Here is a 24,494-nt window from a genome sequence, read left to right as displayed (position 1 = left end):
ATTCTGTGTGGCTTTTATTTTTATAATTTATAAACTAGCTTAATAATTACTAAAAAAAAATTACTCTTGCGCTTTTAGCATAAACAACAATGATTTTAAATTATTAACTTTATCAAAATACAATCATAAAAAACATATTTTCCAACATAAAACTAAATAAACTCATGAAAAAAGTACTTATTCTTTTTGCCCACCCAAAGTTTGAACAATCAAGAGTTAATTCAACTCTAGTTAATCGTTTAAAAAATAAAGTGCATGTAACTTTTCATGATTTATACGAAAACTATCCTAATTTTCATATTAATATACAGCGTGAACAAGAATTATTACTCCAACATGATATTATTATTTGGCATCACCCTTTATATTGGTACAGTAGCCCTGCTATTTTAAAACAATGGAAAGATTTGGTGTTAGAGTTTAATTGGGCTTATGGTCCTGAAGGAAAAGTACTTCATAACAAAACTATTTTTAATGTTATAACCACGGGTGGTTCTCGAGAGGTATATTGTACCGAGGGTTATAATACCTATACAATTAACGAGTTTTTAAGACCATATGAACAAACTGCTAAATTATGTGGAATGAATTATTTATCTCCATTTGCAGTAATGGGTACACATAATTTATCTGATGAAGGTTTACTGGATTATACCAACCAGTACGAACAATTAATAGATTTACTACAAGGTGATTTTAATACAACGCAATTATCAAATTGTTCTTTTCTTAACGATTTAGAAATTTTAACAACCTAAGGTATGTCTGGAAATTTATTATTTGAAGCTATTGTATTTCTTGCTGGTGCTATTATTTGCGTTTCTATAGCAAAACGATTAGGGTTAAGTTCTGTTATAGGTTATCTACTAGCTGGTGTACTTATTGGTCCATATGTACTTGGCTTTATTGGTGAAGAAGGTGAAGATATTCTACATTTTGCTGAGTTTGGAGTAGTTGTAATGCTATTTTTAATAGGATTAGAAATTGAACCTAAAAATTTTTGGAATATGCGAAAAACTATTCTCGGTATGGGGGGAATACAAGTCGCTTTAACAATTGGCTTAACTTATATATTGTTTACATTTATAGGTTACGAATGGCAAGTAGCATTGGCCATTAGTATGGCTGTTGCTTTATCATCCACCGCAATAGCTTTGCAGACCATTAAAGAAAAAGGCCTAATGAATACTACTTTTGGCTCTAGCTCCTTTTCCATACTATTATTTCAAGATATCATTGTAATATTTATGATTGGTGCTTTACCACTATTAAGTAATTCGTCGGAACACACAAGTAATGAAGCTTCTCATTCAGCATCAACTTTAATTCAAAGTTTACCTATTGGTTTACAAACATTGGCAATTATACTTTCTGTTGTGATTATTATTTTAGCTGGTCGTTTTATAGTGGTACCAATGTTACGCAAAGTAGCTAAAACTGGCGTTAGAGAGTTATTAATAGCTTCTGCTTTTTTAATCGTTTTTGGAATTTCATACTTAATGGAATTTGTTGGTTTAAGCCCTGCATTAGGTGCTTTTTTAGGTGGTGTTGTTTTATCTACTAGTGAGTTTAAACACGAGCTAGAAAGCACACTAGAACCATTTAAAAACCTTTTACTAGGACTCTTTTTTATGGCGGTTGGTGCGTCTATTAACTTTGTAGTTATTGCGAATAGCCCGTTAACTATTAGTGGTATTTTGCTCGTTATTATTATTATAAAAGCATCGGTTTTATTTATTACAGGTCGTATTTTTAATTTAAAAATAGACCAAAATATACTGCTTACTTTTAGTTTAGCTCAGGTTGGTGAATTCGCTTTTGTTTTATTGTCTTTCGCCTTTCAGCTTAATATTTTAGAACAAGAACAAATGGACATAATGTTAGTGGTTACCGCAGTTTCAATGTCCTTAACACCTATTTTAACAGTAGTAAACGAACGTTTAATTCTTCCAAGAATTGGCACCAAAGAATTTATTAAACGACCTATGGATCATATAGCTAAATCTCAAAAAGTCATATTAGTAGGCTTTGGTCAGTTTGGTAGTACTGTTGGACGTTTTTTACGTTCACATGGTGTTGAAACAACTATTTTAGATTTTGATTCTAATCGTGTTGATTTTCTACGAAAAATGGGGTTTGAAGTATATTATGGAGATGCAACAAGAGAAGATTTATTAGAGTCTGCTGGAATAGCTGAGGCTAAAATTTTAATTTGCGCTACTAATGAAGTTTCTGTTTCTAAAGCAATTTCAAAAATTGTAAAAAGAAAGTATCCACATATAGAGTTAATGGTTAGAACTAAAAGTAGATTTGATGCTTATGAATTACTTAATTTAAATGTTAATAATATTTACAGAGAATCATTAGATACCTCTTTAGCATTAGCAAGTGATGCTCTTAATAAATTAGGTTTCAGAAAATACACCTTAAATCGTCAGGTACAGAACTTTATTAAATATGATGAAGCTAGTTTAAAAAGATTAGCAGCAGACCCTAATAGAAATGAAAATTATATTTTTAAAGCTAGAAAAGAACTAGAACAACAAGAACAATTATTGGAAGATGATTTTAAAAGAGGAATTGTTGCCTTTGATAAACATTGGGATGGAGAACATATTCGAAATATATTAAGTAAAAATAAAAAAAGTAAAAACTCTTAATTTCTGAGTGCTTTATTTTGTGTGCATATAAAGTTAAATTTATCATATTTAACTTAGAATATAAAAGCCTTCGTTTCAAGAAACGAAGGCTTTTATATTCTATACTTACTTAAAAAGTATAAATTTTATTTAACTCTTTTTTTTATAACTAATAAGCTCTAGTAATTCATCCATAACATCATTACATATTACCACTGAATTATGAGTACAATTTTTTAGAGCAATTGGGTCAAAACCTTTTACACTTATTCTTGAAGGACTAAATTCTTTACTCTGTAAATGTGTATACATATTTAAAGCTGCTTTGGAACTAGCATAAGCAGTCATACAATAATTAGAATAACAAAATGACTCATCCGACATTTTATTAAGGTCTCCCATAGCGCTTGTAACATTAATAATTCTAGGGTCTTCACTTTTCTCAAACAAAGACTTTAATATTTTTACAGTACGCATTACAGCAAAAACATTCATCTCATAAAGAGATTTTACCTCTTCAATATTTATTTGTTCTATTTTCTGACCAAAACCATTAGCCTTTTCAACATTGTTAAACAATAAATCTAAATGACCAAATGTATTAATAATTGTGTTTTTTAACTCAAAAACACTTTCGTCAGATGTAAAATCTGTTTTAACTAATTTGTATTTATGCAAATCATCTGTCTCTATAGACAGGTTATCAAAACTATCTTGGGTTGCAGCTAGAATAACGTTGTACTCATTTTTAAGTAAAGTATTGGCAAAAGTTCTTCCTAACCCATTGCCAGAATCTGTAACTACTGCTGTTCTTTTTACATTCATACATTCTAATTTTAATAATCAAATTTAAATATAAATTAACTTAAAAAATAACCACTTTCTTTACTAAGGCATTTAAAATTAAAAGCTCTATTTTTAAACTTTTGGTAAGTGGTTAAATAATAATTTACATGCCCTCTTGTCTAAAACGGTTTGGTGTAGTACCGCTTAATTTTTTAAAAAATCTGGTAAAATGCGTTGGCTCTTGAAAGTTTAAACGATAGCCAATCTCTGCAATATCTAAATCTGAAAACTTCAGTAAACTCTTGCTTTCTAACAATAAACGGTTTTGTATAATATCTTTAGCGCTTTTGCCTGTTTGTTTTTTTATCATAGTGGTTAGATAACTTGGTGTAATATTTAATGCTCTAGCATAATCGCTTACATTTTTAGTATCAACATACATTTTTTCTACCAAATTTTCAAACTTCTGTGTAATAATTTGCTCTCTAGATAAGTTGTTTTGAGTAGATTTATGTCGTTCATAAATAGCCTTACAATAGTAGAGTATCGACACCAACATACCTTCCAACATTTTTTCTTGATAAGGGTGTGGGTTTTCAAATACTGAAACCATACGTTTTACATCAAACAGCAAAGAATTCATTTCATCTTCTGTCATCATCAACACTTGATTTTCAGTCATTTTTAAAAACGGAAAATCATCTGTTAACTTAGGTATTCCATTTATTAAAAACTCCTTTTTAAACATTATGTTATACCCTGCAATATCTTCATCTCTAATCCAAGACACCACTTGCCCTGGAACTGTGAACCACAAAGGGTGATTTCCTAAGTCTAACCAATCTGTATTAATATTTAATCGGCTATTACCAACATAGGTTAACAAAGCTATTTGAAAAAAATCTTGTCTATACGGAGGCATGCATCGACTAGAAGCAGGCTCTAACTCATCAATTGCGTGAACATCAAAATTAGGTATATGACTTCTATGAGGAAAACCAATAGCTTTATATAAATCATTACTATTTTTAAAAACAGGAACTTGTGTTTTAGACATATTGTTCTGTTGATTAAATACTTTTTTGGTAACGAAACGACCCTATATCGGTCGTTCCGTTTTGCATTTCATTACTTAATTTATTGTAGTTTCTTTTTGCTTTAATTGCATCATTTTCACATCTATATCTTCTTCTGTTATAATATCCCATCCACCACCTAAGGTTTTATATATAGCAATTAGATATGTAGTTGCTGCAATTTCGCTTGTTGCTAATGAATTTTCTGAAACCAACATGGTATTTTCAGCACTTAAATAATCTATAAAATTATCTAAACCTGCCTCGTAACGTTGTTTAGCTATGGTAGCTGCTTTAGCACTGGCTGCTGATGACGCGCGTAAATTTTCTCGTCGCTGTAACTCGTTAACATAATTTGTTAATGCAGTTTTGGTTTCTTCTAGAGCTTTTAAAACTGTTTTTTCGTACTTATTTAAAGCTGCAAGCGTTAATGCATCATTTTCTTTAATTCGTTGTTTTACACGACCTAAATTAAAGGCTTCCCAAGATATACTAGGTAAAATACTCCATGTAAAAGACTCTTTTTGTGCAAAGTTAGAAAAATCTACTGCCGAAAACCCAATAGAACCACCAAATTGTACTTTAGGATATAAATCAGCTACCGAGATATTGTATTTTGCAATCTGGATTTGCAAGGTTGCTTCGGCACTTCTAACATCTGGTCTGCGACGTAACAACTCGTTAATATTATCATCTAATGCAACCGATTCAGGTAAGCTTGGTAATGGCTGTTCTGTTAATAAGGTATCATCTATCTCTCCTGGTATTTCGCCAATTAACACATTTAAACTATTTTTTAAGGCTTCAATACGTGCTTTTAAAGGATGAATTGTAGCTCTGGTATTTTCTAATTGTGCCAATGCTCTTGAAACATCTAAATTACTACTTGTACCAGCTTCTAATAATTTTACTGTTAAATCGTAAGTATTTTGTTGACCTTTTAAATTACGTTCAGCAATACCTAACATGTGTTGTGTACCTCGTAACTCCATATAGTTTCTAGCAGTTTCTGCAAACATGCTAATGTATACGCTTTGCATATCTGCTAAAGCTAATTGACTGTTAGCATAAGCGCCTTTAATACGGTTAGACACACGACCAAAAACATCGGCTTCCCAAAATGCATCAAAACTACCATTAAAGTTATTGTACGTTGGGTTTGCACCGGGTACAAAAACATTTTCTCCTAATCGTGTTCTGGTATAATTACCGTTTAACGTTACCGTTGGAAAACGGTCTAATTTTGTGTTTTTTAAAAAGGCACGAGATGCTTCAAAATTAGCTACAGCAACATTAATATCTAAATTATGCTGCATAACTTTATTAATTAATGTATCTAAAATAGGGTCATTAAATTCTGTCCACCATTTTTGAGCAGTTTCTTTACTTACAAAAATACCCTCCTTTACATTATCTTTTAAAAAATAGTTAGATACATTCACACCAGACTGCACATTAAAATCGCGCTTTGTAATACCACAAGATGTTAGTATTATAGTTAGTACGACAAGATTTATATAGTTTATTTTTTTCATTATTATACTGTTTTTTTTGGAGTTGTCCATTTTCTACCTAAATAATAAAATACAGGTGTTAAAAAAATACCGAAGATGGTAACTCCTAGCATTCCACTAAATACTGCGATACCTAAAGATACACGTAATTCTGCACCAGCACCGGTTGAAATTGCTAATGGTACTACTCCAAGAATAAAAGCCATTGCTGTCATTAAAATAGGACGTAAGCGCAATTTTGATGCTTGTATAACGGCTGTTTTTAAATCTGTTCCCTGGTCTTCTAATTGTTTTGCAAACTCAACAATAAGAATCGCGTTTTTACTTGCTAAACCAACTAATACAATTAAACCAATTTGCACCATAATATTGTTGTCTAATCCTGCTAAATCAATACCAACAATTGCCGACAGTAATACCATAGGCACAATAAAAATAACCACTAATGGTAAAACTAAACTTTCAAATTGAGCAGCTAATAATAAGAATACAAACACCACAGCTAATAAAAAAGCGATACCTGCTGTGTTACCCGTTTGTTTTTCTTGGTAGGCCATTTCTGTCCATTGATATGAAATTCCCTGTGGCAAAATTTCTTTTGCTAATTGTTCCATACGCTCTAATGCCTGACCTGAACTGAATCCTGCAGCGACATCTCCATTTAAAGATGCTGAAGGATACAAGTTAAAACGTGGTATTCTAGCTGGACCAGAAATATCTTTCTGTGTAGCTATGGTTCCTAATGGCACCATTTCTCCTTTATTGTTACGTACTTTAATACGAGTAATATCGTCTGGTGTTAAACGGTTTGGTGAATCTGCCTGTGCTGTTACTTGAAAGGTTCTACCTAAATAATTAAAATCGTTTACAAATGCAGACCCCATATAGATTTCCAATGATTGAAATATTTCATTAATATTAACTCCTAATTGTTGCGCTTTGTTTCTATCGATATCTAAATACAACTGAGGTGTTTTATCGTTAAAAAAAGTAAACACATTACTTAAAACAGAGTCTTGATTGGCAGCCAATGCTAAATTATTTGTAGCTTCTATTAACGCTGCTGTACCCAAGTTAGCACGATCTTGCAGCATCATTCTAAATCCACCAGCATTACCTATTCCTGCAACCGATGGAGGTGGAATAATAAATACAACCGCATCGTCTACAACAGCTACTTTACCACGCAATGTATTTAATAAATTGTAGTAATCAATTCCTTTTTTTATTCTTTCATCAAAATCTTCTAATGTTATAAAAATAGCTGCTGCATTTGATGAATTGGTAAATGAAGGTGCATCAAATCCTGTAAAAGATACAGCTGTTTTTACACCATCAGTATCTAAGGTTAAATCTAAAATGTTTTTTACCACCTCATCAGTTCTACTTATTGAAGAACCAGGGGGTAACTGTACTACCGTTACAAAGTACTGCTGATCCATTGCTGGTACAAACCCTTGCGAAACACGACTGAACTCAAATCCTGTTAAAGCTATTAATCCACCATAAATTAGCATAACCATAGTACTTGTACGTATTAATTTTTGAACACTACTACCATACTTTTCAGAAATCGTATCCATAAGACGATTGAAGGTATTTCCCAAAAACACAAACGGCTTTAATACCAATGGTGTATTTTTCTTTTTAATTTTATCTTCGTGTCGCATTAATAAAGCTGCCATAGCTGGACTTAAAGTTAACGATACAAATACCGAAATAGCTGTTGCCACAGCAATGGTTACTCCAAATTGTTTATAAAACTGACCTGAAAATCCGTCTAAAAAAGCAGTAGGAATAAAAACAGCTATTAACACCAATCCAATTGCTATTAAAGCACCTCCAACTTCGTCCATAGTTTTAAAAGCTGCTTCTTTTGGTGAATAGCCTTCTTCGAGATAACGCTCCATATTTTCTACTACTACAATTGCATCATCTACCACAATACCAATGGCTAACACCAACCCAAATAAGGTTAAGTTGTTAAGAGAAAAACCAATACCTTGCATAATAGCAAATGTACCTACCAATGATACCGGAATTGCTAAAATTGGAATAATAGCTGCACGCCATGATTGTAAGAATAATAAAATTACTAAAATCACAAGGATTACGGCTTCTAAAATTGTACTGTATACTTGATCTACCGATTTTTGAATAAATTCGGTGGGGTTATATTCTATCTTGTACTCCAAATCTTCTGGAAAGCTTTTGGATAACCTTTCCATAGTTTCTTTAATACTTCTAGCGGTTTCTAACGCATTACCTCCTGGTTGTTGAAAAATAGGCATAGCAATTGCTGGCTTCTTGCCTAAATAGCCTTTTGTAGCGTAATTTTGTGCACCTAATTCAACACGACCAACATCTTTAAGTTTTACTATTCTGTTATCTTCTGCTGATTTAACGATCACATTTTCAAATTCTTCAGGTGTAATTAGTTTTCCTTGCGTCTGAATATTTACCTCGAATGCTGATTGCGTGCCTGATGGTAAGGTGTTTAATGTACCACTAGCTATTTGTACGTTTTGAGCACGTAAGGCTGCAACTACTTCACCAGCTGTCATATCTAAATTAGCAATTTTATCTGGGTCTAACCAAATACGCATGGCGTATTCTGCCGCTCCAAAAATTTGGATATCACCAATACCTTTTAATCGTGCCAACTCATCTTTAAGCTGTAACGTAGCGTAATTACCCATATAAATCTGGTCATAGGTCTCATTAGGTGAAATTAAGTTAACCAACAGTAAAATATCTGGTGATATTTTCTTTGTAGTGATTCCTAAACGTCTTACCGATTCTGGTAAACGTGGTTCTGCGATAGCAACTCGGTTTTGTACTTGTACTTGGGCGCGATCTAAATCTGTACCCAGTTCAAAGGCAATTTGTACTGTTACTCTACCATCAGCTGATGATTGGGAGGTCATATAAATCATACCTTCAACACCATTAATTTCTTTTTCTAAAGGCGCTGCTACAGTTTCTGACAGTGTCTTGGCACTCGCACCAGGGTACATAGCAACTACTTCTACCGTTGGTGGGGCTACATCTGGAAACTGTGAAACGGGTAATGAAAAATAGGATAAACCACCAACAATAAGTATGAGTACACTTAGTACTGCAGCAAATATTGGTCTTTTGATAAATATGTGACTAAATTTCATTGTATTTTGTTAAAATTTGAACATAACTCTAAGATTTTCATATCCTTATTTAAAGACATAAAACTATAAATGAGTTTATTTTTTAATATGGTTTTACTACTAACTTGTTATTGATTTACAGTTAGCTTTTTGGGATTTCTAAATTAGTTTCAACGGGGGTAACTACTGTACCTGGCCTAATTTTTTGAATATTATTAATTATCAACTTATCTGTTTCTAATAATCCTTCTCTAACAATACGAAATCCGTTAGAATGTAATGGTCCTAAAATGATGTTTTTACTGGTTACAATATTGTTTTCTCCTAAAACATAAACATATCGTAGTGACTGGTTGGTACCAATATATCCTCTGGTATCATAATCGCTTTATGTGCTGTGCTTTCACTTATTCTAGCTTTACCAAACATTCCTGGCTCTAACAGTAAGTCTTTATTTGGTAAAATGGCTCTGTTTTCTATTGTACCTGTACTATTATCAATTTGATTATCTACGAAGTCTATTTTTGCTTCATGTAAAAACTCATCTTCATCTTGAAGTTTAATATGTACCGGAAGTCCGTCTGTGCGAACCGCTTTTCTTTCTCCATTATTTGCCAATCGTACATAACGCAAGTAATCAGACTCGCTGCTTGTAAAATAAAAGTGAATAGGGTTTGTAGCTACAATAGTGGTTAATAATGTAGAGTTTGAAGAACCTCCATCTATAAGGTTTCCTTCGTTCACACGATCTCTACTCACTAAACCTGAAATTGGAGCTTTAACACGTGTAAACTCTAAATTTAATTTAGCATCAGCCACGTGTGTTTCCGACACCTGAATACTAGCTTTAGCATACTCTAGAGCTTGTTTTCTACGATTGAATTCTTCAATAGATACTGCACCTGTTTCCTTTAAATCTTCGACACGCTTAAAATTGTCTTGTGCAATTTCTAAATTTGCTTTGGCTTGAGCTAAATTGGCATTAGCTTTATTTAAGGCTATTTTAAAAGGTCTGTCATCAATAATAAAGAGCGTCTGTCCCTTTTTTACAATTTGTCCAGCTTTAAAATTTACACGCTCTAAAAAACCACTTACACGTGCACGAACTTCTACTTTATTACTTGCTTCGAAACGTCCTGTATACTCATCCCATTCCGTAATAGTTTTGTATATAGGTGTTGTAACTTTTACAGGTAACTTTTGAGAAACTAATTCTGTTTTTTTTACTTCTGAAGAACTAAATGCATAACTAGAAACTATAACTATAAATAAGCCTATAATTGTGTAAGTTAATACTTTATTTTTTTGTGAAGTATTCTTTTTTTTCATCTTAAATTAATCATTTATTATTTGAAGGGCAAAATTAATTTAGATGTTAATGTCTTTTTTAACCAAAATTTTTGCAGGAATGACCAAAATTTAATCTTTTGCTTATTTAGCTAATAAAAAAAACTATTAAATGTTAAAAGCTATTCTACAAAAAAACGCAACCCCTTCGGATTGCGTTTTATATTTTGTGTTGTATCAAAATTATTCTTCGTTAAATAATTGCTCTTTATAAGCTGCTTTTTGAATTTGAGCTCTTCTTGTTACTGATGGTTTTACATATTGCTTTCTTTCTCTTAATTCTTGTAAAACTTTTACGTCTCTAAATTTTCGTTTATAACGTTTCAAAGCTCTATCAATATTTTCGCCTTCTTTTACTACTATTCTTAACATATGATATGGTTTTTAATTATTAAATCTTACAACATGAAAGTAACTTCACAGCACTTCATAATAAGTTCTATGATTTTTATATGATATTATTTTTTTGATTAAAAATTCTATTGAAAATAAATTTATAAAGAAACTGAAGACTAAAAAACTGATGTATAACAGAAAAATAGTGTAGAGACTTGTAGATTTTCTCCTAAAAAAAGGATAGAACATTAATATTATGACAAAGGTAGGGTTTCTTTATTGGCTCTACAAGTATTCATAGTTCTAATTCTTTTCTATAAAAAAAGCGTTACCAATATGGTAACGCTTTTTACTAAATAGTTTCTCCTAATTCTTTTAGTTTAGAAGTATTTTCCGCAAGCATTAACTCGTCTATAATTTTTTGAATATCTCCATTTACAATATTTGATAAATCGTATAAGGTTAACCCTATTCTGTGATCAGTTACACGTCCTTGCGGATAGTTATACGTTCTAATTTTCGCGGAACGATCTCCTGAGGTTACCATCGATCCACGTTTTGCAGCGTCTTCCTCTTGCTTTTTAGCTAACTCTAAATCGTATAAACGAGAACGTAATACCTTAAATGCTTTTTCTTTGTTTTTATGCTGTGATTTTTGATCCTGACATTGCGCCACTAACCCTGTAGGAATATGCGTTAAACGTACTGCTGAATAGGTAGTGTTTACCGATTGACCTCCTGGTCCTGACGAACAGAAATAATCAATACGCACATCTTTTGGGTTGATTTCTACATCAAACTCTTCTGCCTCTGGAAACACCATACATGTTGCTGCCGATGTATGTACACGTCCTTGGGTTTCGGTTTGCGGTACACGTTGTACACGATGTACACCAGCTTCAAACTTTAAAGTTCCGTATACATCTTCACCAGAAACTTCAAACTGAATTTCTTTAAATCCACCATTGGTTCCTTCAGAAAAATCTACCGTAGATACTTTCCATCCCTTGCTTTCACAGTACTTGGTATACATTCTAAATAAATCACCAGCAAAAATACTTGCTTCATCTCCACCCGTACCTGCACGCAATTCTACTACCGCGTTTTTAGCATCTTCTGGGTCTTTAGGAATTAGTAAAAACTTAATCTCCTCTTCCAATTCTGGAATACGAGTTTTTGCTTCATCCATTTCCATTTTAGCCATTTCTACCATTTCTGCATCCGATCCGTCAGCAATAATCTCCTTAGCTTCTTCTATATTATTTAATAAAGTTTCGTACTCGTTTGCCTTTTTTACAACCTTTCCTAAGTCTTTATACTCTTTATTTAATTGCACATAACGTTTTTGATCAGAGATAACATCTGGTTGGATGATTAAATCTGATACCTCATCATAACGTTGCTTAACTATCTGTAATTTATCTAGCATAGTATCTTTTCTTGGGGTGCGAATTTACGATTTTTTATCGAATTTTATTCATATCTTTAATTCATTAAGGCTTTTGTTATGCGAATTTTAATCTTATTTTTTACTTGTACACTACTTTTTTCTTGTCTACAAGAAAAGAAAAATTAAAAAACCTACTTGGCTGTTTGGTAAATGGGAACGTATTCATAACGAAGCTGATAAAAGAACTTACGAGTTTTGGAAAAATGATTTTTCTGGAATTGGTTTTTCCTTACAAAAAAACGATACTGTATTTAAAGAGGTCTTACACATCATTACTAAAAACGATTCTTTGTTTTTACAAGTTACAGGTGTAAATGAGACCCCGACACTATTTGCTTTTACACAACAAACCGATACTTCTTTTACTGCGGAAAACAAACTAAACGAATTCCCTAAAACGATACAATACTGGAAAGGAAACAATCTGCTGAAAGCTAAAGTTAGTAACGATAAGTTTTCGATTGATTTTGTGTTTAAAAAAATGAAATAAAAAATCCTCAGATTTCTCTAAGGATTTTACTTTTTATCTTGCAGTATTAATATTCAAAAGTCCCATATTCACTTTTGATTGTTAATTGCTTTTTATCAGAAGTTTCAACTCTACCAACAATCTGTGCATTTACGTTAAACGTTTTTGAAATAGTAATAATCTCTTCTGCTATTTCTGGAGATACATATAACTCCATTCTGTGTCCACAGTTAAACACTTGATACATTTCTTTCCAATCTGTTTTTGATTGCTCTTGTATCAATTTAAACAATGGTGGAATTGGAAACATATTATCTTTTACGATGTGTAAATTATCTACAAAATGTAAAATTTTTGTTTGAGCTCCTCCTGAACAGTGAATCATTCCATGCACTTCTTCCGAAGAAAATTTCGATAAAATTTCCTTGATAATTGGCGCATAGGTTCTTGTTGGCGATAACACTAGTTTACCAGCGTCAATCGGAGAATTTTCTACTTCATCTGTTAATTTTGTATTTCCTGAATACACTAAATCTGACGGTACTGAAGCATCAAAACTTTCTGGATATTTTTCTGCTAAATAATTATGGAACACATCGTGACGTGCAGAAGTTAATCCGTTACTTCCCATACCTCCGTTGTATTCTTTTTCATACGTTGCTTGTCCGAATGACTCTAAACCAACAATTACATCTCCTGCTTTAATATTTGCATTATCAATTACATCGGTACGCTTCATACGAGCGGTTACCGTAGAATCTACAATAATAGTACGTACTAAATCACCAACGTCAGCAGTTTCACCTCCTGTTGAATGAATCGTAACTCCGAATTCTTTCAACTCATTAATTAACTCTTCTGTTCCATTAATAATTGCCGATAAAACTTCTCCTGGAATATTATTTTTGTTACGTCCAATAGTAGAAGATAACATAATGTTATCGGTAGCACCCACACACAATAAATCATCAATATTCATGATTAAAGCATCTTGAGCAATGCCTTTCCATACCGAAATATCTCCTGTTTCTTTCCAGTACATGTATGCTAAAGACGATTTTGTTCCTGCTCCATCTGCATGCATTATTAAACAGTAATCATCATCATTTGTTAAATAATCTGGAACTATTTTACAGAAAGCTTTTGGAAATAATCCTTTATCAATATTTTTTATAGCATTGTGTACATCTTCTTTAGATGCCGATACTCCGCGTTGTGCGTAGCGTTTAGATACTTCGTTACTCATTTGTTGTGTTGTTGTTACCTGCAAATTTAGGTTTTATTACGCTTTTATCAAGAAAAAAGCGAACGTTTTTTATACGTTCGCTCTCTAAGTAATAGTTTGTTTTCTTTTATTCCCAATCTGGCATTGTCGCATTTTCAAACAATGCTGTTCTAGTTGTAGATCCTTCACTAAAAGGTACTTTATAAATTGTTTTTGTAGAAATACCATCATTGGATGTATTCACAAAGATAACTTCAGCCTCATTAGGTGATAAACGTGGGTCTAAATCATTTGTTCCATCTGCTTTTCCTTCTGATAAATCAGTAACTTCTGCCGTAGCAAATTCATATAAAAATAGATGACTGTTTAATTGCCTATAATTACTTGATTCATATCCAGAAATATCTCTAGTATACAACAGCGAGCTTCCATCTATTGTAAAATTAATTCCACCTGCAGCTCCTTGCATTCCTGTTAAAACAGTATCAATTATATTTCCTGCCATATCAATCGTATAGATTTGTGCATTATAGCCACTTATGTTATTGGTTTTCAGTGCTATTTTAGATTCATCATTATTCCAGTCACATTCAGTAATGTAACTACCGTCTGTTGTTTGATAAATTTGCTGTAAACCACTTCCATCTTTATTTATCAAGTATAATTTATCGTAATGCGGATATATAATTCGATCTCCGTTTGAAGACCAGGAGAAATCAACTTCGTTTAAGTCAAATGCAACTACAGGAACATTAGATGTAACTTTTTTAACATCTGAACCATCTGTTTTCATTGTATAAATATGAGTTTCGTTATTATCTGTTCGTAAGAAGGCTACCAAATTTGCCGCTGAGTTTTTTCTTGGTCTCCAAGAGTTTGTTGTTGGTAATGTTAACAGTAATTCATTTACAGAGGCTTCATTGATAAAATCTCCAGAGTATATTACATTATTTCCTCCCTCTTGTCGTGTATAAAAATATCTGTTATTGGGTGTTGATGTAATTTTAAATGTACTCACTGTACTTAATACTTCGGCATTAATACCATCTGATGCTCCTATTTGCCAAAAATATTTTACTCCGAATTTTAAATCGGAAACTGTGTATAAAGTGTCTTTTACATTTTCAAAAGATATAACATCATTATTTAAGTCGTTTTTAATTTCTATCCTGTATGTTATTTCATCTTCATCAGGATCATTTGATTTAAAACTTAATTCTACTGTATTATTTAAATCTTCTATGCCATTAGCTGGAGCTCTAAGCTCTGGTGCTGTTGGTGGGTCATTTAATGCTGTTTCTATATCTAATTCAAATACTATATTAATTTCTGTCCCTGCATCTAAACCTACAGGTTGAAAACCTGTTAAATACCCCTCTTTAGTGGCACTTACCGAATATTCTTGTGCTGGTACATCTTCCATTAAGAAGTAACCATCTTCATCGGTAAAACTTGTGTTATTGGTAGGTGATAATGCTATTTTTGCATTTGTAATAGGTTCGAAACTTTTCTTTTTAACTACACGACCTTTAATTGTTCCGAACTCTACATAATCTACAGTATCTTCACTACAATTAAATAAGGTTACACAAATTAAGAGTATTGTTATTTTTATTATTTTTTTCATTATTTCTTTTCTTAAAAATAAACATTTATACCTGCTCCTACTCTCCAAATAAAATCATTTCTCTTTCCTCTAACTAGCTTATCTAAGTTGTCTGAACCTAAAAGATAATTTTCTCCATAAAGAGTTAATCCTATTTTATTTGTTACTAAATACTCCAACCCTAAACCATATTGAAATTTAAACATAGGATTGTCTAGATTTTTCTCTAAAACTGAACCTACACCTATGTATGCATACGGTGTTAACCTATCGTAAGGCATCATATTGTATTCTAGAAAAACACTAGATGTTAAAAAAGTATTTTTAAAAGATTGTTCGTTTTCTAACTCAAACCTTCCTATGCTTCCTCCAAAACTAAATCGAGGGTTCTTAAAAAAATATCTGTATTTTAGGTCAAAACCAAATCTTGCTACGGGTTTTGAATAATCTCCTGAAATTATTGAAGCTCCTCCCATTACACTCATTGAATTTTTTGCTCTTCTTGTTTCCTGCTTTCTATTAAAAAGTAATGTATTGTCTGCTTCATTTTTTTCTTTTAAATACTCTTCTTTAAAGAGGTTAACAACCTTATCACCTCCTTGAGGAGTCCATAAACCATCTACAACACCTTCTATAATCAACTGTTCGACTGCTTTATCTATCGCTTCTTTTACAGCTAATTGCATAGGCTCATTTTTGGTTACTCCTGTTTCAACTTCCAACAATCTTCTTAAAGAAACATATCTATACAAGTTTGCTGAAATTCCTTGAGAGAGTACTGTTTTTGATACGTAAATATTTTTTAAAATTTGTCCATTTGATGTAGATACGGCTCTTAAATAAACGGTTATTCTATCTTGTCTATATTGATTAGATGCTCCAGCTCCAAAATATCGAACTCCTGAACCTCCTGTAATAATATTAGAATCATAAGAAACCACGCCTCCTTCTAAAATAATTCCAGCAAAAAGTAATGGTGGCATTTTTGTGGAATTAACTCCTTGATATTCTTGCCTTGTTGACCTTATTATTTGTCGTTCATTTAATAAATTAGCGATATTTTCTCTTTCTATTGGAGTAAACCATTTTGACTCTTCTAGTGATTTTAATAGAATTGATGTACCTCCTTGCGTTACCGCGGTACTAAATGTAGAACCGTTTTCAGTCGGCTTGTATTGTCCTGTTTGATCTCTAAATTTATAAACTCCTACGATTACTTTTTCGACAGGTAGAATATTCTTAATTAAATCGTTTTGTAAAGAGGTGTTTTCCCCTATTCTAGCATTCGTTGTTTGGAATGGCTGATTTAGGTATGCTCCACAACTAGAAAACAAGATAAAACTTAAAGAGAATAGTAATTTGAATAATAATTTTCTCATAAAATTTAAGTTATGGTTAGTCGTTTTGTTGTTAATTGTTTGGTATTATAATTTGTGTTTGTTCACCTGTTTGGGTATTTAAAATATTTACAGATAAACCTCCACTGGTAGGTGTTACTTCTACTACTAAAGATCCAAACACATAAGTTCCAACAGTTAACCCCTGATCTCCAAATTGTTCTTGAAATAAATCTTGAGATAATGAGTTTAGTAGTTGCCTGTTTAAACTATTAGTAAAGTTTTCTAAGTCTGATGGTTGTTGAAAAGGATCTTGTGTTTCTTCTTGAAAATCGTTTTGTGCATTTGCTGATGCCAAAATTTGCTGATACCCGAATGGATTATTTCCTCCAAAAAATGGATTAACTGGTTTATAAACTAGTTCTTGTGAAAAAGTAAATGAACTTATTAAAAATAAAACAATTGTTATAAGTTTGGTTGCTATTTTCATAACTTACTTTGTTTAAATTTTATAACTTAATAATGTATTTCTCTTTTTTGAGTAACTACTTAATCTTACCAAAGATGCTTTAACAGCTCGTTTAAGAAAATCTTCTCCTGGCATTGTCATGAACTCAAAAATCTTTTTATCATCAGCTTCAATAATTAAAACTGTAGTTCTTCTTAATCCTGGTTTCTCTTTTATTTTTATAATGAAAGGATACTTTAAGCCTGAGAGCAGGTATTCTTGGTAAAAAAAATCATAAAAGTCTTTCCCTATTTTTGTTATTGCTTCTTCAATAACCAATCCTTTTAACACAAAATTAGATTCGTCTATTTTTTCTTTTTTTATTATACCTACCTTTTTAGGTACTATTATTAAAGTATCTTTATCTATTAAAGTTTCCTTGTGCTTTATAAATAAATAAGCTCTTAGCTCTTCATCAGGATTTAAGCTTAACCTTATTAATGATAGCTCTTTTTTTTCATTAGGTTTTAAAGAAAATTCTCCTGATTGTTTATTGTTAGAGTAGCTTCCATCTTTACTCTTTTTTAACACCAATAAGTTGTAATTAAACTCATCTTTAAACAATACTCCTTCATTTTCAGCTTGTGCTTTTACTGCTATAAAATTGTCTTTTTTAAGAATAAGAATTTTGGCTTTTACCTCGTTTATTTCTTGAGCATAACTTGTTGTTATACAAAGTAAAAACAGAGTAATATATTTTATTTTTCTTTTAAAGAAATTAAACCTTAGCATCATTTTAATAGTTCCTAACTATAATTGTTTTATAATTAGATTTTTGAATGATTTTTACATTTTCCATTAAAGAGTTTGTTCCGTACACCTGTAATGAATTTGCATTCCCCTGTTGAAGAATATTCATTTTTGTAGGAGAAGCATTGTAATAATCTATAAAGCTATAATAGTTGTTTTTTCCCTTTTGCCCCACTAACTGTACATCTCTAACTCCACTTTTTAATTCTGCTACATTATTTATTCCTACTTGATTTATTGTTAGGTAATTTTGATTAGCTGCTGAATAGGTAAAATCTTGTGAATTATTTAATGAATTAATATTTTTCTCTAGTATTACAAAAGAAACATCATTTCCTATTTGAGGTACAGATACAAAATATGTAGATGTTTTTTGCTGTGACATAATAGTCAGATTAAAAGTAACCAGCATTATAAATAATATTGTTTTCATATCTTTCATTACCTTCATTTTAATAAGTTAAGAGAAGAGAGAAGAGTTCCTCCCTTCTCTTAAAGTTTTATTAATAAATAAATTATAGTCCTGTTTGTTCAACACAAGCCTTATTCATATAACCTGCTTGACCGATAAAGCTAGCATTTCCTGAACCTTGTGCGTCTTGAATAACAGACGCATGATTTTCTACACCAAACTGACTAATTAAACTTAAGTTAATACCAGCATCAGCGTTTTGATCAACACAAGCTTCATTCCCCGAACCTGTCTGTCCAATACCAGAAATATTTATCCCCCCTGTTGATGTTTGCGTAGTAGAAGCCATATTTCCGTTTCCAAATTGAGCTATTCCATCTATATTAAAACTACCTCTTTGTACTTGTTTAGCCTTATTATAGTTACCGACTTGTAAAATACCTGCTACACTACCTGGTGCACCATTAGTTCCTGTACTTTGATCTTGGTGAGCTAAATTTCTTCTACCAGATTGTGCTACAATAGCTACATTATTATCATAACGTTGTTTTTGAATAGAAGTATTTTGACGTCCTGTTTGGTAAGCATATGCTCTGTTATTTTCTGCCCAACCTACACCTACATCTTGTTGTGCGTAGTTTTTATATCCTACTTGATTTACAAAACCAGAATTGTAATCTCCATGTTGTTTAATGTCGGTTTCGTTCTTTCTTCCTCTTTGGTATACAGTCGCTTCGTTTCCTAAACCTCCAGAAAATCCTTGGTTTTGACCATCTTGATCGATATTTGATAAGTTACCTACTCCAGTTTGAACTACACTTGCATCATTCATGTGTCCTGTTTGATCTACGTAACTCGTGTTTATTGCTGCTCCTCTATCTCCATAAGAAGGACCTACTTGTGCTACTGAACATCCTAAACAGTTAGCTTTTGGTGTTGGTAATGGGTTTGCGAACTGTGCGAAAACGGTTCCTGAAGCTAAAAAAATAGCTGCTAATAAAAAATTTTTCATAATAGATAATTTTAAAATACGTTAATTGATTTTTAGCATACCCTATGTATGATATAAGCATACAAATACTAATAATGCTTATTATGGGAGAATGCTAAGTAAATAAGGGTAAGATAAAATTATGGGGTAAAATGTAAGATTAGTTTGGTAACTGTAATTACATCCATCAGTTTAAAATAAAACTGTAAGAATCTATATATAGACTGTTTGTTTAAACATAGCTAATATACAATTTTTTTTAGCTTCAAAAACCAATCAAGATTTCTTTACTTAAAAAAATAAAATAAGAAAAAGCCAAAAACACGCTATAAACGTAGTCTTTGGCTTTGTTTTTTTTATTTTAATTTTTATTAAAAAAAGGGGTTTTCCCCCTTTTTTAACAAATGTTTTTTCTCATTCAAAACAGGTTACTTTATCTAGTAAATAAAAGCTCCCTGTACTTAGTTAAAGGCCATAAATTATCATCTACCATTAATTCTAATTTATCACAGTGATAACGAATTTCGTCAAAATAAGGTTTCACTTTGTTACAGTAAGCATCTGCATTTTTTTGTCCTTCTAGTTTATTTGCCTTTTTACGTTCTTCAATCATATCTTCTACTTTAGAGTTAATTTCAGCGATATGATTAGATATTTTCTGAATTAAATCGATTTGTTCGTTAGCGTATTTCTCAAAATTATTTCCAAAAATCTCTTTCAGTCCTCTTACATTTTCTATCAACGTATTTTGGTATTGAATAGCAATAGGTATAATATGGTTTCTTGCAATATCACCTAGCACTCTACTTTCTATTTGTATTTTCTTTGAATATTCTTCTAACTCGATTTCATGACGAGCTTCTACCTCAACCTTATTCATCACTTTCATTTCTTCAAAAAGAGAAATTGCTTTTTCAGAAACTTTTGCTTTTAATGCTTCTGGAGTTGTTTTGTTATTCGACAACCCTCTTTTCTTAGCCTCCTTTTCCCATGCTTCTCCATAACCATCTCCTTCAAATCGAATATTCTTTGATGCTTTAATATATTCTCTCAATACATTAAATATGGCTTCATCTTTTTTAAGTTTTTTGGTATCAATTAACTTATCAACTTCTTCTTTAAATTCATTCAGTTGTCTTGCTATAATTGTATTCAATACAGTCATAGGCCCTGCGCAGTTAGACCATGAACCTACTGCACGTAGCTCAAATTTATTTCCTGTAAAAGCAAAAGGTGAAGTTCTGTTTCTATCTGTGTTATCTAATAAAATTTCTGGAATTTTCCCTACAATGTTTAATTTTAAATCTGTTTTTTCTTCAGGTGATAGTTTTCCTTTCGTTACATTTTCTAGCTCATCTAATACCGATGATAATTGTGAACCTATAAAAACTGATATAATTGCTGGTGGTGCTTCATTAGCTCCTAAACGATGATCGTTACTAGCACTTGCTATCGACGCTCTAATTAATTCTTCGTAATCGTGAACTGCTTTGATGGTATTTACAAAAAAGGTTAAGAATTGTAAGTTTTTCATCGGGGTTTTCCCTGGACTCAGTAAATTAACTCCTGTATTGCTAGATAAACTCCAGTTATTATGTTTTCCTGAACCATTAATCCCTGCAAATGGCTTTTCATGGAATAACACTTTGAATTTATGACGTTGCGACACTTTCTCCATCACATCCATTAATAATGAATTGTGATCTACTGCTAAGTTTGCTTCTTCAAAAATTGGCGCTAACTCAAACTGATTTGGTGCTACTTCATTATGTCGTGTTTTAACAGGCACTCCTAAGAGCATACATTCATTTTCCAAATCACGCATAAAGTTCAATACTCTAGTAGGTATTGATCCAAAATAATGATCGTCTAACTGTTGTCCTTTTGCTGGTGCATGTCCTAACAATGCTCTTCCTGTCATCATTATATCAGGACGTGCTGCTGCTAATGCTGTATCAATTAAAAAGTATTCTTGTTCCCAACCTAAGGTTGCGTTTACTTTTGTTACATTTTTGTCAAAAAATTTACAAACTGCTGTGGCCGCAGTATCAACCGCTTGTAATGCTCTTAATAAGGGTGCTTTATTATCTAACGCTTCACCTGTATATGCCACAAAAACAGTTGGAATACATAAGGTCGTACCATAAATAAACGCTGGTGATGTTGGATCCCATGCCGTATAACCACGTGCTTCAAAAGTATTTCTAATTCCTCCATTAGGAAAACTTGATGCATCTGGCTCTTGTTGTACTAACTGACCTCCATCAAACTTCTCCATTGCTCCTCCTCCGTCAACAGTTTCAAAAAACGCATCGTGCTTTTCTGCTGTAGATCCCGTTAAAGGCTGAAACCAGTGTGTATAATGCGTTGCTCCTTTAGATAATGCCCAATCTTTCATGCTTACCGCAATCTGATCAGCGGTTTTCCTATCAATCTTAGTCCCAAATTCAATAGCATCCATTACACTTTGATATGCCTCTTTGGTCATATATTGACGCATTGCTTGCTCATTAAATACGTTTTTACCAAACAATTCTGAACGACGTTCGTTTTCTTCTACTACAACAGTTTTTCTATGTAAAACCTCTTGTAATGCACTGAATCTTAAAGTTGACATATAATAAAATATTAAATTAGACACTCAAAAATACAAACTTTAAGCAAAATACCCCTAAAAAAACAGGGGTTAAATTAATTTAAAGTTAATTTTAAACAAAAATACCCTTAAAAATTTTGCCTTTAAACAAAAAATACTCAATTTTGCTTCGTAATTAACTCAAAACAACACAAAAACAAAAATCATGAGTAAATCAAAATTAGAATACATTTGGTTAGATGGTCATGAGCCAACTCAAAACATGCGTAGTAAAACTAAAGTTGAAGAAAACTTTAGCGGTAAATTAGAAGACTGTTCTATGTGGTCTTTTGACGGAAGTTCTACTGAGCAAGCATCTGGTGGTGCTTCTGATTGTTTATTAAAGCCTGTTGCTATTTATCCTGACCCGACTAGAAAAAATGGATTCTTAGTAATGTCTGAAGTTTTAAATGCTGATGGAACTCCACATGCCTCAAATGCACGTGCTAAGATTGATGATGATAATAATGACTTTTGGTTTGGTTTTGAGCAAGAGTATTTTTTAATGGATACTAAAACTGATTTACCTTTAGGATTCCCTCGTGGCGGATTCCCTGGACCTCAGGGGAAATACTACTGTTCTGTAGGAGGAAGATACACTTGGGGAAGAGATTTTGTTGAAGAACATGCCGATTTATGTATTGAAGCAGGTTTAAACTTTGAAGGGATTAACCAAGAAGTTGCTCCAGGACAATGGGAATTCCAATTATTTGCTAAAGGAGCAAAAAAAGCTGGTGATGAAATTTGGGTTGCCCGTTACTTATTAGACCGTTTAACTGAAAAATATGGTTACTACATTGAATACCATCCAAAACCAGTAAAAGGAGATTGGAATGGTTCTGGTATGCATGCAAACTTTTCTAATACTACATTAAGAACTTGTGGTTCTCAAGAAACTTACGAGAAAATTTGTGAAGCTTTTAGACCTGTTACAGAAGAACATATTGATGTATATGGAGCAAATAATGACGAGCGTTTAACTGGTTTACATGAAACTGCTCACGTATCTGATTTCAGTTATGGAGTTTCAGATAGAGGTGCTTCAATCCGAATTCCTATCATTACTGTAGAAAAAGGATGGAAAGGTTGGCTAGAAGACAGAAGACCTGCTTCAAACGCTGATCCTTACAAAGTAGCTGGAAGAATTATAGAAACCGTAAAAGGTGCCAACATATAATTAACAAACACAACAACACAACTAAAAAAGCCGCAAAATTGCGGCTTTTTTTATACTTTCTTTCTCCCTCACTTTTAAGAGATCGTTAAATACACAAAAGTAATGTAAGAAACCAACAACAGCACTCCGTCTCTCCAACCTAAACGTAATCCTTTTGGAATAAATACTAAAGGTAATATGGCAAACGAAATTCCTAACATCCAATAAATATCATTATTAATCAAACTATAGGCATCTGGTTTTACCTGAACAGGCGTAATCATTGCTGTAATACCTAAAACGGCTAAAATATTAAACACATTAGATCCTACAAGGTTTCCTAATGAGATGGCTTTTTCTTTCTTTAACACTGCAATAATTGAGGCAGCCAATTCTGGAACACTTGTCCCTACTGACACTACAGTTACTCCAATAATCGCGTCACTTACTCCAAAATGTTGAGCCATAGCTACCGAACCATTAATCAATAGTTCTGAACCGCCCCATAAACCAACTCCTCCAACAGCTAGAAACAAGGCTATTTTATATAAGGGTAACTCTTCATCGTCTTCAGGCATCTCATCAACAACTGCTTGTTTTTGAAAACGTAATAAATAAATTAAAAATACTACCAACATTCCAAATAATATAGCTCCTTCATAAAATTGAATGGTCTTGTCATTCGCTATAAAAAAATACAGTAGTACTGAAGCAATCATCATTACTGGCCAATCTGTTTTATAAAAACTTTTTTCTACATCAATTGACGATAATATAACTGTTATTCCTAAAACCAGACCTAGGTTTGCAATATTAGATCCAATAACATTTCCTACCGCTAACCCAGTAGCTCCATTTAAAGCAGACTTTATGCTTACAATTAATTCTGGTGCTGAAGTTGCAAACGACACTACTGTCATACCTATTACTATTTTTGGTATATGTAGTTTAAGTGATAAGCCTACCGCTGCTTTTAACAGCCAATTTCCTCCTAAAACCAACAATGTTAAACCAATAATAATATATAGAATGCTCATAAGATATTTTTTGGGCGAAGATAAGGTTTTTACCCAGCAAAAATGAAAACAAATTCAAGCTCCTGAACCAATAAAAC

The 24,494-nt window shown here is 32.2% G+C and carries 20 protein-coding genes; 4 read left to right on the top strand and 16 right to left on the bottom strand.

Annotation, left to right across the window (positions count from 1 at the left end; genetic code table 11):
- The first annotated feature begins 164 nt into the window (after positions 1-164).
- Entirely contained in the window at positions 165-758 is a 594-nt protein-coding gene (locus tag ABHQ57_RS06120) for an NAD(P)H-dependent oxidoreductase (RefSeq protein ID WP_167713370.1), read from the top strand.
- A gap of 3 nt (positions 759-761) precedes the next feature.
- On the top strand, positions 762-2,660 hold the full coding sequence (locus ABHQ57_RS06115; protein WP_167713368.1) for a monovalent cation:proton antiporter-2 (CPA2) family protein: 1,899 nt from the start codon (positions 762-764) through the stop codon (positions 2,658-2,660).
- Positions 2,661-2,789: 129 nt separating this feature from the next.
- On the opposite strand, the gene ABHQ57_RS06110 is transcribed toward ABHQ57_RS06115, so the two are convergent.
- The 7 genes from ABHQ57_RS06110 to prfA form a co-directional block, all read right to left on the bottom strand.
- Positions 2,790-3,464: an SDR family oxidoreductase gene (locus ABHQ57_RS06110; RefSeq protein WP_167713366.1), complete on the bottom strand. Its 675-nt coding sequence runs from the start codon at positions 3,462-3,464 to the stop codon at positions 2,790-2,792.
- A gap of 124 nt (positions 3,465-3,588) precedes the next feature.
- A complete protein-coding gene (locus ABHQ57_RS06105) occupies positions 3,589-4,482 on the bottom strand; it encodes an AraC family transcriptional regulator (protein ID WP_073181540.1) in 894 nt (297 codons plus the stop codon).
- A gap of 75 nt (positions 4,483-4,557) precedes the next feature.
- Positions 4,558-6,036 (bottom strand): efflux transporter outer membrane subunit, encoded by a 1,479-nt coding sequence (locus ABHQ57_RS06100; protein WP_073182654.1) that lies wholly within the window; start codon positions 6,034-6,036, stop codon positions 4,558-4,560.
- Between the two features lie 2 nt (positions 6,037-6,038).
- Entirely contained in the window at positions 6,039-9,179 is a 3,141-nt protein-coding gene (locus tag ABHQ57_RS06095; protein ID WP_167713365.1) for an efflux RND transporter permease subunit, read from the bottom strand.
- Positions 9,180-9,482: 303 nt separating this feature from the next.
- Positions 9,483-10,487, bottom strand: coding sequence for an efflux RND transporter periplasmic adaptor subunit (locus ABHQ57_RS06090; protein ID WP_389862788.1), 1,005 nt, complete (start codon positions 10,485-10,487; stop codon positions 9,483-9,485).
- Between the two features lie 201 nt (positions 10,488-10,688).
- A complete protein-coding gene (gene rpsU, locus ABHQ57_RS06085; protein ID WP_047788404.1) occupies positions 10,689-10,877 on the bottom strand; it encodes a 30S ribosomal protein S21 in 189 nt (62 codons plus the stop codon).
- Positions 10,878-11,193: 316 nt separating this feature from the next.
- A complete protein-coding gene (gene prfA / locus ABHQ57_RS06080) occupies positions 11,194-12,270 on the bottom strand; it encodes a peptide chain release factor 1 (RefSeq protein WP_047788405.1) in 1,077 nt (358 codons plus the stop codon).
- 310 nt (positions 12,271-12,580) lie between these two features.
- Between prfA and ABHQ57_RS06075 the strand changes: the two genes are divergently transcribed.
- On the top strand, positions 12,581-12,781 hold the full coding sequence (locus ABHQ57_RS06075; protein ID WP_167713361.1) for a hypothetical protein: 201 nt from the start codon (positions 12,581-12,583) through the stop codon (positions 12,779-12,781).
- Between the two features lie 46 nt (positions 12,782-12,827).
- On the opposite strand, the gene ABHQ57_RS06070 is transcribed toward ABHQ57_RS06075, so the two are convergent.
- The 8 genes from ABHQ57_RS06070 to ABHQ57_RS06035 form a co-directional block, all read right to left on the bottom strand.
- Entirely contained in the window at positions 12,828-14,006 is a 1,179-nt protein-coding gene (locus ABHQ57_RS06070) for an AIR synthase related protein (protein ID WP_167713359.1), read from the bottom strand.
- Between the two features lie 106 nt (positions 14,007-14,112).
- Positions 14,113-15,612, bottom strand: a complete 1,500-nt coding sequence (locus ABHQ57_RS06065) for a carboxypeptidase regulatory-like domain-containing protein (RefSeq protein WP_167713358.1) — start codon at positions 15,610-15,612, stop codon at positions 14,113-14,115.
- Positions 15,613-15,623: 11 nt separating this feature from the next.
- Positions 15,624-16,970, bottom strand: a complete 1,347-nt coding sequence (locus tag ABHQ57_RS06060) for a CsgG/HfaB family protein (protein WP_047788408.1) — start codon at positions 16,968-16,970, stop codon at positions 15,624-15,626.
- 31 nt (positions 16,971-17,001) lie between these two features.
- Positions 17,002-17,418 (bottom strand): curli assembly protein CsgF, encoded by a 417-nt coding sequence (locus ABHQ57_RS06055; RefSeq protein ID WP_047788409.1) that lies wholly within the window; start codon positions 17,416-17,418, stop codon positions 17,002-17,004.
- 12 nt (positions 17,419-17,430) lie between these two features.
- Complete coding sequence (locus ABHQ57_RS06050; RefSeq protein WP_167713356.1) at positions 17,431-18,171, bottom strand: CsgE family curli-type amyloid fiber assembly protein; 741 nt, start codon at positions 18,169-18,171, stop codon at positions 17,431-17,433.
- Position 18,172: 1 nt separating this feature from the next.
- On the bottom strand, positions 18,173-18,571 hold the full coding sequence (locus ABHQ57_RS06045) for a hypothetical protein (protein ID WP_047788411.1): 399 nt from the start codon (positions 18,569-18,571) through the stop codon (positions 18,173-18,175).
- Between the two features lie 130 nt (positions 18,572-18,701).
- Positions 18,702-19,610: a hypothetical protein gene (locus ABHQ57_RS06040; RefSeq protein WP_073181552.1), complete on the bottom strand. Its 909-nt coding sequence runs from the start codon at positions 19,608-19,610 to the stop codon at positions 18,702-18,704.
- A 412-nt stretch (positions 19,611-20,022) separates the two neighbouring features.
- Complete coding sequence (locus tag ABHQ57_RS06035; RefSeq protein ID WP_389862780.1) at positions 20,023-22,206, bottom strand: glutamine synthetase III; 2,184 nt, start codon at positions 22,204-22,206, stop codon at positions 20,023-20,025.
- Between the two features lie 184 nt (positions 22,207-22,390).
- On the opposite strand from ABHQ57_RS06035, the gene ABHQ57_RS06030 reads away from it, so the two are divergent.
- Positions 22,391-23,401: a glutamine synthetase beta-grasp domain-containing protein gene (locus tag ABHQ57_RS06030; protein WP_073181556.1), complete on the top strand. Its 1,011-nt coding sequence runs from the start codon at positions 22,391-22,393 to the stop codon at positions 23,399-23,401.
- A 74-nt stretch (positions 23,402-23,475) separates the two neighbouring features.
- Here the strand turns inward: ABHQ57_RS06030 and ABHQ57_RS06025 are convergent, their stop codons facing one another.
- A complete protein-coding gene (locus tag ABHQ57_RS06025) occupies positions 23,476-24,417 on the bottom strand; it encodes a calcium/sodium antiporter (protein WP_047788414.1) in 942 nt (313 codons plus the stop codon).
- Positions 24,418-24,494 lie beyond the last annotated feature (77 nt).

This window comes from Tenacibaculum sp. ZH5_bin.1 (assembly GCF_042865525.1).
Classification (GTDB): Bacteria; Bacteroidota; Bacteroidia; order Flavobacteriales; family Flavobacteriaceae; genus Polaribacter; species Polaribacter mesophilus.
The sequence above is the reverse complement of the archived record's forward strand: the minus strand, read 5'-3'. Positions and strand labels throughout refer to the sequence as shown.

Excerpts from the sequence above, each read along its gene's own strand:
- ABHQ57_RS06030 (WP_073181556.1), top strand. The coding sequence starts at position 22,391 with ATGAGTAAATCAAAATTAGAATACATTTGGTTAGATGGTCATGAGCCA.
- ABHQ57_RS06115 (WP_167713368.1), top strand. The coding sequence starts at position 762 with ATGTCTGGAAATTTATTATTTGAAGCTATTGTATTTCTTGCTGGTGCT.
- ABHQ57_RS06105 (WP_073181540.1), bottom strand. The coding sequence starts at position 4,482 with ATGTCTAAAACACAAGTTCCTGTTTTTAAAAATAGTAATGATTTATAT.
- prfA (WP_047788405.1), bottom strand. The coding sequence starts at position 12,270 with ATGCTAGATAAATTACAGATAGTTAAGCAACGTTATGATGAGGTATCA.
- rpsU (WP_047788404.1), bottom strand. The coding sequence starts at position 10,877 with ATGTTAAGAATAGTAGTAAAAGAAGGCGAAAATATTGATAGAGCTTTG.
- ABHQ57_RS06055 (WP_047788409.1), bottom strand. The coding sequence starts at position 17,418 with ATGAAAATAGCAACCAAACTTATAACAATTGTTTTATTTTTAATAAGT.
- ABHQ57_RS06095 (WP_167713365.1), bottom strand. The coding sequence starts at position 9,179 with ATGAAATTTAGTCACATATTTATCAAAAGACCAATATTTGCTGCAGTA.
- ABHQ57_RS06060 (WP_047788408.1), bottom strand. The coding sequence starts at position 16,970 with ATGAGAAAATTATTATTCAAATTACTATTCTCTTTAAGTTTTATCTTG.
- ABHQ57_RS06120 (WP_167713370.1), top strand. The coding sequence starts at position 165 with ATGAAAAAAGTACTTATTCTTTTTGCCCACCCAAAGTTTGAACAATCA.
- ABHQ57_RS06070 (WP_167713359.1), bottom strand. The coding sequence starts at position 14,006 with ATGAGTAACGAAGTATCTAAACGCTACGCACAACGCGGAGTATCGGCA.
- ABHQ57_RS06040 (WP_073181552.1), bottom strand. The coding sequence starts at position 19,610 with ATGAAAAATTTTTTATTAGCAGCTATTTTTTTAGCTTCAGGAACCGTT.
- ABHQ57_RS06025 (WP_047788414.1), bottom strand. The coding sequence starts at position 24,417 with ATGAGCATTCTATATATTATTATTGGTTTAACATTGTTGGTTTTAGGA.
- ABHQ57_RS06050 (WP_167713356.1), bottom strand. The coding sequence starts at position 18,171 with ATGATGCTAAGGTTTAATTTCTTTAAAAGAAAAATAAAATATATTACT.
- ABHQ57_RS06035 (WP_389862780.1), bottom strand. The coding sequence starts at position 22,206 with ATGTCAACTTTAAGATTCAGTGCATTACAAGAGGTTTTACATAGAAAA.
- ABHQ57_RS06090 (WP_389862788.1), bottom strand. The coding sequence starts at position 10,487 with ATGAAAAAAAAGAATACTTCACAAAAAAATAAAGTATTAACTTACACA.
- ABHQ57_RS06110 (WP_167713366.1), bottom strand. The coding sequence starts at position 3,464 with ATGAATGTAAAAAGAACAGCAGTAGTTACAGATTCTGGCAATGGGTTA.
- ABHQ57_RS06045 (WP_047788411.1), bottom strand. The coding sequence starts at position 18,571 with ATGTCACAGCAAAAAACATCTACATATTTTGTATCTGTACCTCAAATA.
- ABHQ57_RS06100 (WP_073182654.1), bottom strand. The coding sequence starts at position 6,036 with ATGAAAAAAATAAACTATATAAATCTTGTCGTACTAACTATAATACTA.
- ABHQ57_RS06065 (WP_167713358.1), bottom strand. The coding sequence starts at position 15,612 with ATGAAAAAAATAATAAAAATAACAATACTCTTAATTTGTGTAACCTTA.